A 15,309-nucleotide genomic window follows, 5' to 3' on the forward strand; every position below is an offset into this window, starting at 1 on the left:
ATCCCGTCGGTGAAAATTAACATGGTTTTGAACTTCGCGAGGGAAACTCGGGCGCAGGGATCATGATCGGGAAAATCGTGTGGGTGACATGACTGAGATAAACAATCGGCTACTGGTGATGACGGCGGGGGGGCTGAACCCCAATGTCATGATCAATGCGCTGGCCGCCCGGTTTCCGGATATCCATGTCATCGTGGAGCAGGCGGAAAGCAAATCGGCCATTCTGAAAAGACGGGCGCGGCGGCTCGGCTGGATGACAGCCGCAGGCCAGATGGCGACGATGATCGCCTCCCGGCTCGGCAAACGCTTCACTGTTCGGCGCACCAATGAGATCATTGCCGAACATGGCCTCTCTGCCGATCTCGGCCAGGCAGTTCCTGTTACACATGTTGCCTCCCTGAACGACGAAGAGTGCCACAAGGCCATCAACACCTTGCAACCGGCGACGATCTTCACCATTTCCTGCCGCCTTCTGACACCGGCAACCCTTCAAGCCCTGCGCTGCCCGGTCATCAATTTCCACGCCGGCATCAATCCCGCCTATCGCGGCCAGATGGGCGGTTATTGGGCGCTGGTGGAAAAGGACCGGGGTAATTTCGGCGCGACCGTGCATCTGGTCGACAAGGGCGTGGATACCGGCGCAACCCTTTACGAAAAGCGGCTGAAGCCCTCGCCTTCCGATACCATTGCCACCTACCCCCTGCTTCTGACCGCCGCCTCGGTCGATATTGCGGTCAGCGCTATCGAGGACGCCCTTTCCGGCAGCCTTGCGCCGCAACCGCCCTTGCCTGGCAAATCGGTGCTGCGGTTTCCGCCGACGATCTGGACATGGCTGTGGAACGGCCTCACCAAACGTGTCTGGTGAGAACAACCAGCCATTGCCGCCAGCCAAACGCATGAAATCAAGCTTCGTCGCAGATGCAGGGCTGTCTTGCCGCAACAGGCAAAGACGTGGGCAAAAAACCGATGCATGATAAGGAAAAGGACCAAATTCAAATTGCACGATATCTCGACCTCTCCCGCCATTGCCGCCTCCATTGAAGCCTCACCCGCACAGGTGCTCGGCCCGGCAAGTCTTGCCGGTATCTTTCCACAGGGCGTGCGTGTTTATCTGACAGACACCGGACAGGCCTCGCAGGACAGGCTGGTCGACGCTGCAAAACACCTTCGCGATCTCGGCTACACACCAGTGCCGCATCTCGCGGCACGGCGCATATCGTCTCGCGTGGAATTCGAGGAGCAGGTGAAGCGGCTGGCAGGCGAAGCGGGTGTGTCGGATGTGCTGGTAGTCGGCGGTGGCGTCGCCACGCCGGCTGGTCCCTTCGCATCCAGCATGGATATGCTGTCGACCGGCATCTTCGATCGCTGCGGGATCAATCAGATTGCAATCGCCGGCCATCCCGAAGGCAGCCCCGATTTCAGCGATGAGACGGCGACGGCCGCCTTGAAGTTGAAGTGTGATTTTGCCGAAAGAAGCGATGCAGCAATGCGCATCGTCACCCAGTTCGGCTTCGACCCCACGCGCTTCATCGCCTGGGCGGAAGGACTTGCCGCCTCCGGCATAGACTTGCCGGTGCATATCGGCGTCTCCGGTCCGGCCAGGATAACGACGCTGCTGAAATATGCAGCTCTCTGCGGTGTCGGCAATTCCATTGCCTATCTGAAAAAGAACGCGCTCTCCCTGACGACGTTGGCCAAGGGGCATTCACCGGAAAGCGTGGTCGGCCCTATCGAACGGCACTGGCAGGCAAATCCGGCAGGGCCGATCCGGCAAATCCACGTTTTCCCATTTGGTGGGCTCCAGAATTCGGCAGACTGGCTGGCGGGTCGTGGAAGCTGGCAAACCGGCGATGCGGACTTTTCCACAAAACGGGGCACGGTAGCGATCTAAGCCCACCTTTGCCTATGGCGCGACGGACGCTCGCCGTCGCGCATTCCCGTTATAAAGATCTACCTCAGGCCGCCTTGGCGACCTCGACAAAGGCGTTGCGGATGCTTTCCGCGACCGCAAGGATGGGGCGCGAGGGTCTTTCGCCCGTGATCAGGCGAATATCGAAATAACCAAGTTCCGGCAGGCCCTCCTTGTCGCTCAGAATGACCATGTCGTTCTGCACATAGGAGCGCGGCAGGGGCGCGATGGCGAGATCGGCGGCAATTGCTGCGCGCTGCGCCATGGTATGGCCGCTGAGATAGGCCACGCGGAAATTGCGACCCCGCTTTTCAAGCGAGTTGATCGCTTCCGAACGCCAGATGCAGCCCTCTTCCCAGATCGATATGGGCAGCGGATCGCGCAGATAGGCCGTACCGCATTTTGCCCCGGCCCAGACGAGACGTTCGCGCATCAGCACCTCGCCCGTATCCCGCAGCGGATGCGACGCACAGTTGACCAGTGCCAGATCCAGCCGCCGTTCATCCATGCGCTTGTAGAGATTGGAACTGGAATCGATCGTGACATCGATCATGATGCCGGGGAAAACCTCGGCAAAACGCTTGAGGATACCCGGGAGCAAACCGCGCTCGCCAATATCTTCCGGCGCACCGAGCCTGACGACGCCAGACAGTTCAGGCATGACGAAACGCGACACGGCCTCGTTAGACAGCGCGATCATGCGGCGCGCATAGGTAAGAAGCGTTTCGCCATGCGCCGTCAAAGTCACCGAGCGGGCATCGCGCAGGAACAACGTCGTCTTCAGCTGTTCCTCCAGCTTCTTTATCTGCATGGAAACGGCGGACGGCGTTCTGAACACCACCTCTGCAGCGGTGGAGAAGTTCCCGGTCTCGGCAATCGCGACGAAGGTTCTCAGAATGTCGTTATCCAGCAGCGGCAACGGTTGGCGGAAAGTTACGGTCATGGCACGAACCTTCAAATATTTTGATTTATAGATGGATATCATTTCGTTTGATTGAATGTCAACACAGGCGCACCATCCGGGACATCGAATGACAGGGCAACTAACACCTTGTCGGAATGAAGCGCTGGCCCATCACGGATAGACAGAAAGTCCGGCAGGCGGCGAACGCAATTCATTCCTAAAATTGATGAATTACATAAAATTCATTCTCTTGTTTGATGAGATATGTAAGCGCATACCGAAGTCGTAAACAGGATCGTGGTTCACGAAAGGATCAAGACATGGCCATGATACATTATCACCCCGCAGCGAGCCGTTCGTCGCAACGCCCCTCGACCGGTAGCTGGCTCCAGCGCCTGTCCGGACAGATTTCCGCTCTCCATACGTCATGGAAGCGCGCAAGAATGCTCCGCGCGCTGGAAGGTTTGCCGCCTGAAACATTGAAGGACATTGGATGGCCGACAACCGACAGCAACCGCATCAGGGTCGTCCGCAAATGATGCGCAACCCCATGGCTCGCCACCGTCTCAGGACTTGCGAGCCATCCCCGTCAATCCCGAGACGCGCCGGCATAGGCGTAAAATGACCTGCCTGTTTTACATGCGACACGACGCCCTTTAAAAAGGCTTGTCGCAAATTTTGCATATTTCAAAAGCTATTTTTTGACAGCCCGGATTTCACGGCGTATTTTTCGTTAAAGATGTCGGAAACAGGACATCCAGAAGACCGATTCCAAGGGAGGAATTGCGTATTCGCAACGGAGCACGGGCAAATGAGCAGGAACTCCCAGAAGAAACGCTCAATCGTCTTTTTTCTCATTCCGCAATTTACCATGCTGCCGTTCGCCGCAGCGGTTGAAACGCTTCGCATCGCCAATCGCATGCTGGGGTATCAGGCTTACGAATGGCGCCTTGCCTCGCTCGACGGCCAGAAGGTCATGTCATCAAGCGGCATCTGTCTTGAGGTCGACACCTGTCTTGCCGATGAGCGCCGATATGTCAGCGGCGAAAACCGCGTTGAAATGGCGATCATCTGTTCGGGCATCGATGTCGACCAGCACATCAACAAATCCGTCAATGCCTGGCTGCGTGAAGCCTATAATCGCGGCATCGCCATCGGCAGCCTCTGTACCGCCGCGCATATCCTCGCGCAGGCTGGTCTCTTGAACGGCAAACGCTGTGCGATCCACTGGGAGAACCTGCCTGGTTTTTCCGAAGCCTTCCCGCAGGTGGAAGTCTATGCCGATCTCTTCGAGGTGGACAGCAACATCTATACCTGCGCCGGCGGCACCGCATCGCTCGATATGATGCTGAGCCTGATCGGTCAGGATTTCGGCGAAAATCTTGTCAACCGCGTCTGCGAGCAGCAATTGACGGACCGGGTGCGCAGCCCCAACGACCGCCAGCGCCTGCCGCTGCGTGCGCGCCTCGGCGTTCAGAATAGCAAGGTCCTGTCGATCATCGAATTGATGGAAGGCAATCTGTCCGAGCCGCTGTCGCTGCTCGACATCGCCGATGCGGCCGATCTGTCGCGCCGACAGGTGGAGCGTCTCTTCCGGCAGGAAATGGGCCGCTCTCCAGCCCGCTACTATCTTGAAATCCGCCTGGACCGCGCCCGCCACCTGCTGGTGCAATCGGCCATGCCGGTGGTCGAGGTTGCCGTTGCCTGCGGTTTCGTCTCCGCTTCGCATTTCTCAAAGTGTTATCGCGAAATCTACAATCGCACGCCGCAACAGGAACGGGCGGAACGCAAGCTGCTGATCAGCGCTTCGCGGATGGCAACCGCGAGCCAGGGCAAAGCCGCGCACTGACGCGGCTTTAAACTTCGAGCGCGAAAAAAGCCCTCACCTCAGTGATGAAAACCTCCCCCCGTCATGCCGGACTAGATCCGGCATCCAGCCACGACGCGTCTGCGCAGCGAAAGGTATCTCCTGCGATCAAGTCCGGGGTGACGGAGTGGACACCAACTCAAGGTCACGCAAACGGCCGCACCGCGTGGGCGAGATCCTCTGCCGTCATACCTGCACCCGCCCTGCTGCCCGCCTCGCCATGCAGCCAGACACCGGCAGCGGCGGCCTCAAAGGCAGGCGTTCCCTGCGCAAGCAGTGCGCCGATGATGCCAGCCAGCACATCGCCTGACCCCGCCGTCGCAAGGCTCGACGGCGCATTGGTATTGACCAGCGCGCGGCCGTCCGGCGCGGCGATGACCGTATCCGCACCCTTGTAGACCAGCACTGCGCCGCTGCGCGCCGATGCGGTCTGCGCCTTCTCGATCTTGCTCAGTGACGTGTCAGCGGCGAGATCGGGAAACAGCCGAGCAAACTCGCCCTCATGCGGCGTCAATACGAATTTCCCCGCGCCTGAAATCACCCGGTCGAACAGGGTTTCCGGGCAGTCCTTGAAAGCGGTGATCGCATCGGCATCCAGCACCACCATCTTTTCCCCGAGCAGGGACACGAATTGCCGCGCCTTTTCGAGATCGCCGAAACCGGGACCGAGGACGAAAGCGCCGTGGCGTTTGTCGTCCAGCCAGTGGCGCAGATCGTCCGCATCATCCAGACCGGAGCTCATCACCGCCGTCAATGTCACCGAAAGCACGTCGAGCGCCTGCTTCGGCGCGGCGATGGTGACGATGCCCGCCCCCGCCTTCAGCGCAGCAATTGCCGTCATGCGGCTTGCTCCCGTCGCATGTGGCGGTCCGGAAAAAACGGTCAGATGCCCACGGCGGAATTTATGCGTTTCCATTTCGGAGCGGGGCAAGGCGTCGCGCCAGACAAGTGGATCGTTTTCCGCAACCGATCCCGCATGAGCGGCGAGAATACGGGAGGGGATACCGATATCGAACACCTCAAGCGTCCCGCACAGTTCCCGCCCCGGCATCAACAGATGGCCGGGTTTTCGCGCCATGAAGGTTACGGTCCGCTCCGTCTTGAACGATGCGCCCAGAGGCACGCCCCTCCTGCCGCAAAGACCAGACGGCAGATCGACGGCGAGAACCGGCACGGCCGCATGCGTCACCGCATCGATCAAGCGCCGAAGCTCCGACGGAATCTCGCGGGACAATCCGGCACCGAACACCGCGTCAATCACCACGTCACCAGCCATGGGCACATAGTCGCCAAGCGGCAGGGCTGTGGCGCCGCTGCCCTCGAAAGCCGTGCGGGCATCGCCTTTCATGGCCGTAACGTGGCCAAGATGATGAACCGCAACTGTCGCCCCGCTTTGCACAAGCGAGCGTGCCGCAACGTAACCATCACCGCCATTATTGCCGCCTCCGCAGAGCACGACGAAACGCAGCGCGTCCGGATAGTAGCGAAGGGCCGAAGCAGCGACCGCCTGCCCTGCCCGCTCCATAAGATCGTATAGGGGAATGCCGGATTGGCCTGAGGCCGCATCGATGCGGGCCATCACAGCAGGGTCGATAAGAGAGAGATTCAATAGGGATTTCATGGAGCGATCATCCCTTCAAAACGCCGGAAAGGCAATCGATACAAAAATAAGCAAATGGCTACGGCGAAATAATAATCAAATGCATAAAATATAAACAAATCAACAAAACGCCGTCAGTGCATTCCGAAATATTCAACATAACTAAAATAAGGAAAACCGACAGAATTGATGACGGATTTTTCGGGTTTTGGCGAGAAATTGGCTGGAAAACCACAAAAAGCGAATGCATTTTGTGCCAGAAAGCCGGGCAAGCGAAGTTTTTTCTTCAAGCCCGCTTCCGATCTGGCACAATACGTGCATTCTTGTGGCAGAGCGGGAATAACCTGCTTTAACGGGAGAAGCGGAGAGATATTTTCTCATGAAAAAGATCGAAGCGATCATTAAGCCTTTCAAGCTCGATGAAGTGAAGGAAGCCCTTCAGGAAGTCGGACTTCAGGGAATCACGGTCACGGAAGCAAAAGGCTTTGGTCGTCAGAAGGGCCACACGGAACTCTACCGCGGAGCAGAGTACGTTGTGGACTTTTTGCCGAAAGTGAAAGTCGAAGTCGTACTGGCGGACGAAAATGCGGAAGCCGTCATTGAGGCTATCCGCAATGCGGCACAGACCGGACGTATCGGCGACGGAAAGATTTTCGTTTCCAACGTCGAGGAAGTCATCCGAATCCGTACCGGTGAAACAGGCGTGGACGCCATATAATCGGAACCAGGTCCTGAGCCGGGGAGGCTCAGGTTTTTCACCTCGTCACCACCACACTCAAGGAAAACGTTTAAATGACGACCGCAAACGATATCTTGAAGCAGATCAAGGATAACGACATCAAGTTCGTGGACCTGCGCTTTACCGACCCCAAGGGCAAGCTGCAGCATGTCACCATGGATGTTGTCTGCGTAGACGAAGACATGTTCGCCGATGGCGTCATGTTCGACGGCTCCTCGATCGCCGGCTGGAAGGCCATCAACGAATCCGACATGGTGCTTATGCCCGATCCGGCAACTGCCCATACCGATCCGTTCTTCGCCCAGTCGACCCTCGTCATCCTTTGCGACATTCTCGACCCGGTTTCCGGCGAAGCCTATAACCGCGACCCGCGCGGCACCGCTAAGAAGGCCGAAGCCTACCTCAAGGCCTCCGGTATCGGCGACACCATCTTCGTTGGCCCCGAGCCAGAATTCTTCGTCTTTGACGACGTGAAGTACAAGGCAGACCCTTACAACACCGGCTTCAAGCTGGATTCATCGGAACTGCCGTCCAACGACGACACGGATTACGAAACCGGCAACCTTGGCCACCGTCCGCGCGTCAAGGGCGGTTACTTCCCGGTTCCGCCGATCGACAGCCTGCAGGACATGCGTTCCGAAATGCTGACGGTTCTCGCTGAAATGGGCGTCGTCGTCGAAAAGCACCACCACGAAGTCGCCTCCGCGCAGCACGAACTGGGCGTGAAGTTCGACACCATGGTATCCAGCGCCGACAAGATGCAGATCTACAAGTACGTCGTGCACCAGGTCGCCAATGCCTATGGCAAGACGGCAACCTTCATGCCGAAGCCGATCTTCGGCGACAACGGCTCGGGCATGCACGTGCACCAGTCGATCTGGAAGGGCGGCAAGCCGACCTTTGCTGGCGACGAATATGCCGGCCTGTCTGAAAACTGCCTGTACTACATCGGCGGCATCATCAAGCATGCCAAGGCCATCAACGCCTTCACCAACCCCACCACCAACTCCTACAAGCGTCTGGTACCGGGTTATGAAGCTCCGGTTCTGCTGGCCTATTCCGCCCGCAACCGCTCCGCATCGTGCCGCATTCCCTTTGGCTCCAACCCGAAGGCAAAGCGCGTCGAAGTCCGCTTCCCGGACCCGACCCAGAACCCCTATCTCGGTTTTGCAGCCATGCTGATGGCCGGCCTCGACGGCATCAAGAACAAGATCCATCCCGGCAAGCCGATGGACAAGGACCTTTACGACCTTCCTGCCAAGGAACTGAAAAAGATCCCGACCGTCTGCGGCTCGCTGCGCGAAGCGCTGGAAAGCCTCGACAAGGATCGCAAGTTCCTGACCGCCGGCGGCGTGTTCGACGACGACCAGATCGACTCGTTCATCGAGCTGAAGATGCAGGAAGTCATGCGCTTCGAAATGACCCCGCATCCGGTCGAATTCGACATGTACTACTCTGCCTGACCGGCATTTGGGACGCCTTTAGAGGCGTCCCTTCCCGCTCGGCGGTTTTCCCCTGGAAAGCCGCCGTTTTCTTTTGATGCCCAGCCATGTCGCGAACAATGTCGATCAAGCCAGCCTCTCAGCAAACGCGCCTCACGGACTGGCTCATCTTTCTGGCGGTACCGTTCTTTTTCTCCAGCAACATCATTTTCGGCCGCGGCGTCATCGGAGAGGTCTCGCCCTTCATTGCCGCCTTCATTCGCTGGATCGGATCGAGCCTCATCATCGCTCCGTTCATGATCGCCGACTGGCGGAACTGCCTCGCCTTCGTGCGCCAGAAAACGCTGCTCTGGCTCGTTCTTGGCATTCTCGGCATGGGCGTTTGCGGTGGCGTGGTCTATTGGGGCCTCACAATGACGACGGCTGCCAACGGTACGTTGATCTATACGACTTCGTCGCTATTCATCATCCTGTTCCAGCGCATCTTTCAGGGCCGCCCGATCCGCAGGCTCGAAGTGGCGGGCATGATCATCGCTTTTGCGGGCGTGGCGGCAATCGTGCTCAAGGGCGATATGTCCGCTCTCTGGCAGATGAAATTCAACATTGGCGATTTTGCCATTCTGACGGCAGCGATTGCGTTTGCGGTCTATTCGCTACTATTGCGCGATCCCGCGGCGCGGCAGATGGCCTCGTTCAGCCTTTTCGGCCTCATCGCCTTCTCCGGCGCGCTGGTCCTGCTCCCGCCGGCAGCGGTCGAACTGGCGCATGGTGGCTTGCTGCCGGCCACGGCCATCGCCTGGGCCAAGATCGGCGGCATCATCCTGTTCGCCTCACTGCTTGCCTTTTATTGCTTCACCCATACGGTCCGCGTTTTCGGCCCCGCCACGGCAGGCATCACGCTTTACATGATGCCACCCGTCTCGATTGTCATGGCCACGCTTTTCCTTGGTGAAACGTTTGAAACATATCACGCCATCGGGATCGTACTGGTTACCGGCGGCGTCGTCATCGCCACCGCAACGATCGGCCGCAGGGTCGCTTAAGAGCATCACGGGAAAAAGGGCCGGATACCGCTAGCCCTTGATATTTCCCATTCCGCACCCAACTATTAGTGGGAAAGGAAGTTCATACCATGAAACAAAGAGACGCAAAATTTACGCTTGGCGAGATCGTCCGCCACAAGGTGTTTCCGTTCCGCGGTGTGGTGATTGACGTGGATCCGGAATATGCCAATACGGAAGAGTGGTGGAACGCCATCCCCGCCGATATTCGCCCGGAGCGCGACCAGCCCTTCTACCATCTTCTGGCGGAAAACGATGAGACTGAATATGTCGCTTACGTTTCCGAACAGAACCTCGTCCACGATGAAAACGAGGCGCCGCTCCGCAACCGCAATATCGAGCGGATGTTCGACAAGGCGCCCAACGGCGAGTGGCGGCCGAAGATGTCGCTGGCGCATTAGCGCACGCCCGATTTGACAACAGTCATAAGGGCGCTGTGCGCTTTGACTGAAAATACGTCGGATCAAAACCGCGCATAAAAAAACCGGCCTGAAAACAGGCCGGTTTTTTCGTGTTGTCGTAAAGAGATCAGGGCTTCGGCGCGCCCTTTGCGGCGTCCTGAGCAGCTTCCAGCTTCTTGCGAGCCTCTTCGGCCTTTTTCTGCATGCCTTCCTGAAGGCTGCGCTGGCTTTCTGCGAGCTGCGACTGGGTGATAGCCGCGCCGTCATAAGCGCCGGTAAAGCCGGTAAGCGCGATCTTGATAGGGTTCGGCGCGCGGCGGAAGTTGATCGAGGTGAAGACGATCTCGTTGCCCTTCTTCAGCGACGCGATCATGGCGTCCGTCAGCGGAACTTCAGCCGTGCACTTGTCGGGAAGGCAAACAGCGTAATCGAGCTTCTGACCCTTGCCACCGTCGATCTGCATCATCACACCCGGGGGAATGAGGCGCGCGGTCGGAACGGAAACCTGGAGCAGCTTGCGGTTGACCTTGCCCTCGACAGTGATGAGGCCGACGGCAGTGATCATCTGGCCGTTCTGGGCAAGAACCACGTTCTGCACGACGCAGACATCGTTGTCTTCCTGCTTGGAGCAGGTCTTGAACCAGCCGAGCGGCGGAGCGCCAGCGCCCTGATTGGCGGGAGCATCCTGTGCCTGCGAGATGGCCGGAGCGGAAACCGCGCCCAGGGAAAGAACGAGAGCGGACAGAGCTGTCCGGGTGAATGTGTTTGCCTTTTGCATCATAAGAGTTCCGTCTCCTGAATGTCTGCCAGAACAGAACCGCGGGTCCTGCTCGCCGATGGCGGTATCCTTCTGCCCGTTCAACTGTCGTTTAAATGAGGCAAATGCGTGACCCGTCTCTTCCGGCCACCCTGTTACATGCCGTTCGCGGCGATATCCAGCACTTCTTTAACTTTTTCTTGAGGCAACCCAAGATTTCCCGCCCTCGCATGGGTCCAGCCATGGGCTTGTGCTACATATTCGCCAGAATCATAACAAAAAACCAATCATGACGATAACCGACCACGACGACAAAACGGACCGACAGTTGAGACAGGATAGTGACATGCGCAAGCTTGCGGCCCTCATCCCCGCATTGTTTCTTTGGGGAACGGCCCTGCTTTCTCCGGAAATTGCCGTAGCGCAGCCGCTTCACGGCATTTCCATGCACGGCACGCCGGAACTTCCCGCCGACTTCCGGCACTTCCCTTATGTCAATCCGGACGTGAAAAAAGGTGGTCGCATATCATACGGTGTCGTCGGCACCTTCGACAGCCTCAACCCCTTTGTTCTCAAGGGAATGCGCACCACGGCGCGCGGCGTCTGGGACCCTGAATTCGGCAATCTCCTCTACGAGCCGCTGATGCAGCGCTCGAGCGACGAGCCTTTCAGCCTTTACGGCCTGCTTGCGGAAACCGTGGAGTGGGACGAGGAGCGCACCTTCACGCAGTTCAACATCAATCCCAAGGCCAAGTGGTCGGATGGCGAGCCGGTGACGCCTGACGATGTTATCTTCACATTCAATCTCCTGAAGGAAAAAGGCCGTCCGCCGTTCAACAGCCGCCTCGACGGCGTGGCGAAGCTGGAAAAGATCGGCGAACACGGCGTCCGCTTCACCTTTAACGACAAGGCGAACCGCGAAACGCCGCTCATTCTCGCCTCTTCCACCCCGATTTTGCCGAAACACGCGATCGATCCGGAAAAATTCGAGCAGGCGGGCCTCGGCGCTGTTGTCGGGTCGGGTCCATACCGAATCAAGACATTGCGGCCGGGTGAACGAATCATCTGGGAGCGAAACCCGGACTATTGGGGCAAGGATATCCCGAGCAAGGTCGGCTTCGAGAATTACGACGAGATCAGCATCACCTATTTCCTTCAGGTCACCACCATGTTCGAGGCCTTCAAGAAAGGCGATATCGACATCTATCCCGAAGGCGACGCCATCAACGGCACCTCCGATACGTCCCATTGGGGCCAGGCCTACAACTTCCCCGCCGTTCATCGCGGCGATATCGTCAAGGATGTGTTCCAGCCGCGCCTGCCATCGGGCATGTTCGGCCTTGTCTTCAACACCCGCCGCGCGGTCTTTGCTGACGAAAAGGTGCGCGAGGGCCTGTCCTATGCGCTCGATTTCGAGTGGATGAACAAGAACATTCTCGGCGGCGCCTTCAAGCGTACGCAAAGCTACTGGCAGAACTCAGCGCTCGGCGCCTATGGCAATGCCGCAGATGAGCGCGAACTTGCGCTGCTTGGCGATGCGGCCAAGAGCATGCCGCCGGAACTTCTGGCGGGAACCTATGCCATGCCCACCACCGACGGGACCGGCGCGGACCGCAAGGTCCTGAAGCTCGCCGTCGATAAGCTGAAAGAGGCCGGATACAGCATCAAGAACGGCAGGATGTCCGACGCCAATGGCCGCCAGCTCGCATTCGAAATCATGACGCAGAACCCGGCGCAGGAACGCATAGCGCTTGCCTATCAGCGTTCGCTGAACCTGATCGGCGTCGCCATGGGCATCCGCTCCGTTGACGATGGCCAATATCAGGCACGCTCCAACAGCTTCGATTACGACATGATCATCCGGTCCCTGCCCTCATCGCTCTCGCCCGGCGCCGAGCAGCTCAACCGCTGGAGTTCATTGTCGCGGGATGCGCAGGGCAGCTTCAACTATGCGGGTGCGGCCAGCCCCGACATCGACCGCATGATCGAGGCCCTGTTGCAGGCCCGATCCACGGAGGATTTTCAGGCGGCAGTGCGTGGTTATGATCGTCTTCTCGTCGCCGGCCACTATGTCATTCCGCTCTACTACATCGGCGCGCAATGGATAGCCCGCTGGAAATATATCGACCGCCCGGATATGACCCCGATATCAGGCAATCAGAAACAGACCTGGTGGGATGCGAGGGCGCAATAACCCGCCCCTGCCCGGTCCAAGACAACGGAAGATAAAGCCATGGAACGCATCGTTATCGACGTCGTATCGGATATGGTCTGCCCCTGGTGCTATCTGGGCAAGGCAAGGCTCGATCTTGCCATTGCCGAGGTGCAGGACGAAATCAGCGTCGACGTGAACTGGCGACCTTACCGGCTCAACCCGGATTACCCGCCTGAAGGCGTTGACCAGAAGGCCGCGCTTGAGGAAAAGCTCGGCAAGGAGCGTCTCGAGCAGGCCCATGCCTCGCTGGTTGAACTCGGCAAACAGGTCGGCATCCACTACGATTTCGATGCAATCAAGATTGGCCCGAACACGCTCGACGCACATCGCCTGTCGCTCTGGGCCCATGCTGAAGGCCGTGACGTTCAGGAGAGGATCGTCACCGCTTTGTTCAAGGCGAATTTCGAGGAAGGCCGCAATATCGGCGATCACGCCGTGCTGACCGATATCGCCGAAAAGGCGGGCATGGACGCCAAGGTGGTAACACGGCTTCTGGCGTCGGATGCAGACAAGGACACGGTGATTGCCGAAATTGACGCGGCGCAGCAAATGGGTGTTTCCGGCGTACCGTTCTTTATCGTTGACCAGAAATACGCCATCAGCGGTGCACAAACGCCTGATGTATTGATTGCTGCACTGCGGGATATTGCAAAAATCAAGGCGGACGAGCATAAATCGATGAACTGACGGTCGAACACCGGCAGCTTGCCGTAATCGATAAACTGTTGGTGTTTTCCCGTGTCCGACCAGACCCTGAAAGGCATTCTGCTTGCCTTTGCCGCCTTCGCTGCCTACGCTTGGAGCGACGCGAGCGTTAAACTCATAGAAGGCCAGATTTCGCCGATCGAATCGGCCTTCTTCGGCGCCCTGTTCGGCCTCATCGCCCTGCCCTTCATCCGCAAGCGCAATGATCGCTGGGTGGATGTGGTGAAGACGACCAACCGGCCTTTATGGATCATCCGATTTTTTGCCGCCGGTACGGGTGCCGTCGGCAGCGTCACCGCTTTCACCCATCTTTCCATGGCCGAAGCCTTTGCGCTGATCTTCCTGCTTCCCTCGTTCGTCACCATCATGTCGGTGGTGTTTTTGAAGGAACAGGTGGGCATCCGCCGCTGGTCTGCGGTCATCATCGGTTTCCTCGGGGTGCTGGTCATCCTGCGGCCGGGTTTCCGTGAACTCGGCATCGGCCATATCGGCGCCATCATCGGTGGCTTCAGCGGCGCACTCAGCATCGTCATCTTCCGCGCCATGGGTCCGTCGGAAAAGAACGTCTCGCTGTATGGGGCCGGCGTACTGGGCTGTCTTACCATCAGCGGCATCGCCATGGTGCCGACCTTCATCATGCCGGGCGGCGAACAATGGTTGCTGCTGGCGGGATACGGCCTGCTCGGCGCGCTTGGCAACGTGCTTGTCATGTATGCTGCCCAATATGCACCCGCCGCCATGATCGGCCCAACGCAATATAGCCAGATGCTCTGGGCCATCCTGTTCGGTTACCTGATTTTCGGCGACCGTATTGATGGCTGGATGTTGATGGGCATCGCCCTGATCGTCGGCTCCGGCCTGCTGACGCTGATCCGCGAGAAGCAGCGAAAAGTGCCGCTTCCCGCCTCCATCGCCGCAACCGACCAGAATGTGGCTGTCGGGATCACGCCGGAAGACGAGCGCTAAAGTCGAAAATGCATGAGAACCAGCGACGCATGTTTGCGTCGCTGGCATGGCATTCGATCAATCACAAACCCTGACCCGATACATGTCGCCCCAGGCGTTCTGTCGCCAGGCCACGTGGCAGCGAGGATAAACCGGCTGGTAAACAACAGGCGGTCCATAAGCTGGCGCGGCGTAGACGGGTGGACCATAGGCCGGTGCATAATAGGCGGGGCCATAAGCGTAACCGGGATGCCTTGCCCCGGCGATGAGCGCTCCGCCAATGATCGTTCCTGCGATCCCGGCGGCAAGGCCGCGGCCGAAATTATTGCGCGCTTCCGCCTGACTGGTGGTGGCAATTGTGGTGCCCGCAATTGTCAAAGCAACCAGACCAGCGGTGGCAAACCTGTTGATGTTGGTCCACATCGTCCTGCTCCTTCAAGACCCGGCGGCTTTCCGATCCGCCGCACCGGGTATGAAGGAAAGATTACGCCCGCGAAGACTACCGATACATGTCCGTCTCGTTACATCGCGGTAACTTTCGCTGAAGGCAGTGAGTGTAGTTTTCGAGGGATTGGCTAACGGAAATGAGCCGAAGATGGGTGTGGTTTACCCCCTCTGCCCTGCCGGGCATCTCCCCCAAAGGTGGGGAGATCGATATGCGGCAAGGTTTTGCCTATATCAACGTTAGAGAATGAAGTGGTGACAGCGCGTCTTGCCGATCTCCCTCCTTGTGGGGGAGATGCCCGGCAGGGCAGAGGTGGGGT

At 58.4% G+C, this 15,309-nt stretch carries 16 protein-coding genes; 11 read left to right on the top strand and 5 right to left on the bottom strand.

Annotated features, from left to right (window positions below):
• The first annotated feature begins 88 nt into the window (after window positions 1-88).
• Window positions 89-865, top strand: coding sequence for a formyl transferase (locus ASD46_RS19890; protein ID WP_025593687.1), 777 nt, complete (start codon window positions 89-91; stop codon window positions 863-865).
• 105 nt (window positions 866-970) lie between these two features.
• Window positions 971-1,891 (top strand): methylenetetrahydrofolate reductase, encoded by a 921-nt coding sequence (locus ASD46_RS19895; RefSeq protein WP_025593688.1) that lies wholly within the window; start codon window positions 971-973, stop codon window positions 1,889-1,891.
• A gap of 64 nt (window positions 1,892-1,955) precedes the next feature.
• On the opposite strand, the gene ASD46_RS19900 is transcribed toward ASD46_RS19895, so the two are convergent.
• A complete protein-coding gene (locus tag ASD46_RS19900) occupies window positions 1,956-2,894 on the bottom strand; it encodes a LysR family transcriptional regulator (RefSeq protein WP_003515711.1) in 939 nt (312 codons plus the stop codon).
• A gap of 239 nt (window positions 2,895-3,133) precedes the next feature.
• Here ASD46_RS19900 and ASD46_RS19905 point away from each other — a divergent pair, with 239 nt between their 5' ends.
• Window positions 3,134-3,352: a hypothetical protein gene (locus ASD46_RS19905; RefSeq protein ID WP_025593690.1), complete on the top strand. Its 219-nt coding sequence runs from the start codon at window positions 3,134-3,136 to the stop codon at window positions 3,350-3,352.
• A 272-nt stretch (window positions 3,353-3,624) separates the two neighbouring features.
• Window positions 3,625-4,662, top strand: a complete 1,038-nt coding sequence (locus ASD46_RS19910; RefSeq protein WP_003515714.1) for a GlxA family transcriptional regulator — start codon at window positions 3,625-3,627, stop codon at window positions 4,660-4,662.
• Window positions 4,663-4,825: 163 nt separating this feature from the next.
• On the opposite strand, the gene ASD46_RS19915 is transcribed toward ASD46_RS19910, so the two are convergent.
• A complete protein-coding gene (locus ASD46_RS19915; RefSeq protein ID WP_025593692.1) occupies window positions 4,826-6,301 on the bottom strand; it encodes an NAD(P)H-hydrate dehydratase in 1,476 nt (491 codons plus the stop codon).
• Between the two features lie 113 nt (window positions 6,302-6,414).
• The gene (locus ASD46_RS27505) at window positions 6,415-6,570 is read right to left on the bottom strand and encodes a hypothetical protein (protein ID WP_003515718.1); all 156 of its coding nucleotides are present in this window, start codon (window positions 6,568-6,570) and stop codon (window positions 6,415-6,417) included.
• 89 nt (window positions 6,571-6,659) lie between these two features.
• Between ASD46_RS27505 and ASD46_RS19920 the strand changes: the two genes are divergently transcribed.
• The 4 genes from ASD46_RS19920 (at window position 6,660) to hspQ (ending at window position 9,923) form a co-directional block, all read left to right on the top strand.
• The gene (locus ASD46_RS19920) at window positions 6,660-6,998 is read left to right on the top strand and encodes a P-II family nitrogen regulator (protein WP_003515720.1); all 339 of its coding nucleotides are present in this window, start codon (window positions 6,660-6,662) and stop codon (window positions 6,996-6,998) included.
• Window positions 6,999-7,072: 74 nt separating this feature from the next.
• Window positions 7,073-8,482, top strand: a complete 1,410-nt coding sequence (gene glnA, locus ASD46_RS19925; RefSeq protein ID WP_003515722.1) for a type I glutamate--ammonia ligase — start codon at window positions 7,073-7,075, stop codon at window positions 8,480-8,482.
• A gap of 98 nt (window positions 8,483-8,580) precedes the next feature.
• Window positions 8,581-9,504 (top strand): DMT family transporter, encoded by a 924-nt coding sequence (locus tag ASD46_RS19930; RefSeq protein ID WP_025593695.1) that lies wholly within the window; start codon window positions 8,581-8,583, stop codon window positions 9,502-9,504.
• Window positions 9,505-9,593: 89 nt separating this feature from the next.
• Entirely contained in the window at window positions 9,594-9,923 is a 330-nt protein-coding gene (gene hspQ, locus ASD46_RS19935; protein ID WP_003515726.1) for a heat shock protein HspQ, read from the top strand.
• A gap of 127 nt (window positions 9,924-10,050) precedes the next feature.
• Here the strand turns inward: hspQ and ASD46_RS19940 are convergent, their stop codons facing one another.
• Complete coding sequence (locus tag ASD46_RS19940; RefSeq protein ID WP_013636323.1) at window positions 10,051-10,704, bottom strand: invasion associated locus B family protein; 654 nt, start codon at window positions 10,702-10,704, stop codon at window positions 10,051-10,053.
• Between the two features lie 322 nt (window positions 10,705-11,026).
• Between ASD46_RS19940 and ASD46_RS19945 the strand changes: the two genes are divergently transcribed.
• From ASD46_RS19945 to ASD46_RS19955, 3 genes are read left to right on the top strand one after another with little or no spacing between them, the layout of a single operon-like run.
• The gene (locus ASD46_RS19945) at window positions 11,027-12,874 is read left to right on the top strand and encodes an extracellular solute-binding protein (RefSeq protein WP_025593697.1); all 1,848 of its coding nucleotides are present in this window, start codon (window positions 11,027-11,029) and stop codon (window positions 12,872-12,874) included.
• A 39-nt stretch (window positions 12,875-12,913) separates the two neighbouring features.
• The gene (locus tag ASD46_RS19950; protein WP_003515731.1) at window positions 12,914-13,582 is read left to right on the top strand and encodes a DsbA family oxidoreductase; all 669 of its coding nucleotides are present in this window, start codon (window positions 12,914-12,916) and stop codon (window positions 13,580-13,582) included.
• A gap of 51 nt (window positions 13,583-13,633) precedes the next feature.
• Complete coding sequence (locus ASD46_RS19955; protein ID WP_003515734.1) at window positions 13,634-14,566, top strand: DMT family transporter; 933 nt, start codon at window positions 13,634-13,636, stop codon at window positions 14,564-14,566.
• A gap of 57 nt (window positions 14,567-14,623) precedes the next feature.
• Here ASD46_RS19955 and ASD46_RS19960 read toward each other — a convergent pair whose 3' ends face one another.
• Entirely contained in the window at window positions 14,624-14,968 is a 345-nt protein-coding gene (locus ASD46_RS19960; protein WP_013636325.1) for a hypothetical protein, read from the bottom strand.
• Window positions 14,969-15,309 lie beyond the last annotated feature (341 nt).

It is taken from the genome of Rhizobium sp. Root491, assembly GCF_001427205.1.
GTDB lineage: Bacteria > Pseudomonadota > Alphaproteobacteria > Rhizobiales > Rhizobiaceae > Agrobacterium > Agrobacterium tumefaciens.

Excerpts from the sequence above, each read along its gene's own strand:
- ASD46_RS19915 (WP_025593692.1), bottom strand. The coding sequence starts at position 6,301 with ATGAAATCCCTATTGAATCTCTCTCTTATCGACCCTGCTGTGATGGCC.
- ASD46_RS19890 (WP_025593687.1), top strand. The coding sequence starts at position 89 with ATGACTGAGATAAACAATCGGCTACTGGTGATGACGGCGGGGGGGCTG.
- ASD46_RS19900 (WP_003515711.1), bottom strand. The coding sequence starts at position 2,894 with ATGATATCCATCTATAAATCAAAATATTTGAAGGTTCGTGCCATGACC.
- ASD46_RS19960 (WP_013636325.1), bottom strand. The coding sequence starts at position 14,968 with ATGTGGACCAACATCAACAGGTTTGCCACCGCTGGTCTGGTTGCTTTG.
- ASD46_RS19920 (WP_003515720.1), top strand. The coding sequence starts at position 6,660 with ATGAAAAAGATCGAAGCGATCATTAAGCCTTTCAAGCTCGATGAAGTG.
- glnA (WP_003515722.1), top strand. The coding sequence starts at position 7,073 with ATGACGACCGCAAACGATATCTTGAAGCAGATCAAGGATAACGACATC.
- ASD46_RS19950 (WP_003515731.1), top strand. The coding sequence starts at position 12,914 with ATGGAACGCATCGTTATCGACGTCGTATCGGATATGGTCTGCCCCTGG.
- ASD46_RS19940 (WP_013636323.1), bottom strand. The coding sequence starts at position 10,704 with ATGATGCAAAAGGCAAACACATTCACCCGGACAGCTCTGTCCGCTCTC.
- ASD46_RS19895 (WP_025593688.1), top strand. The coding sequence starts at position 971 with ATGATAAGGAAAAGGACCAAATTCAAATTGCACGATATCTCGACCTCT.
- ASD46_RS19905 (WP_025593690.1), top strand. The coding sequence starts at position 3,134 with ATGGCCATGATACATTATCACCCCGCAGCGAGCCGTTCGTCGCAACGC.
- hspQ (WP_003515726.1), top strand. The coding sequence starts at position 9,594 with ATGAAACAAAGAGACGCAAAATTTACGCTTGGCGAGATCGTCCGCCAC.
- ASD46_RS19910 (WP_003515714.1), top strand. The coding sequence starts at position 3,625 with ATGAGCAGGAACTCCCAGAAGAAACGCTCAATCGTCTTTTTTCTCATT.
- ASD46_RS19930 (WP_025593695.1), top strand. The coding sequence starts at position 8,581 with ATGTCGATCAAGCCAGCCTCTCAGCAAACGCGCCTCACGGACTGGCTC.
- ASD46_RS19945 (WP_025593697.1), top strand. The coding sequence starts at position 11,027 with ATGCGCAAGCTTGCGGCCCTCATCCCCGCATTGTTTCTTTGGGGAACG.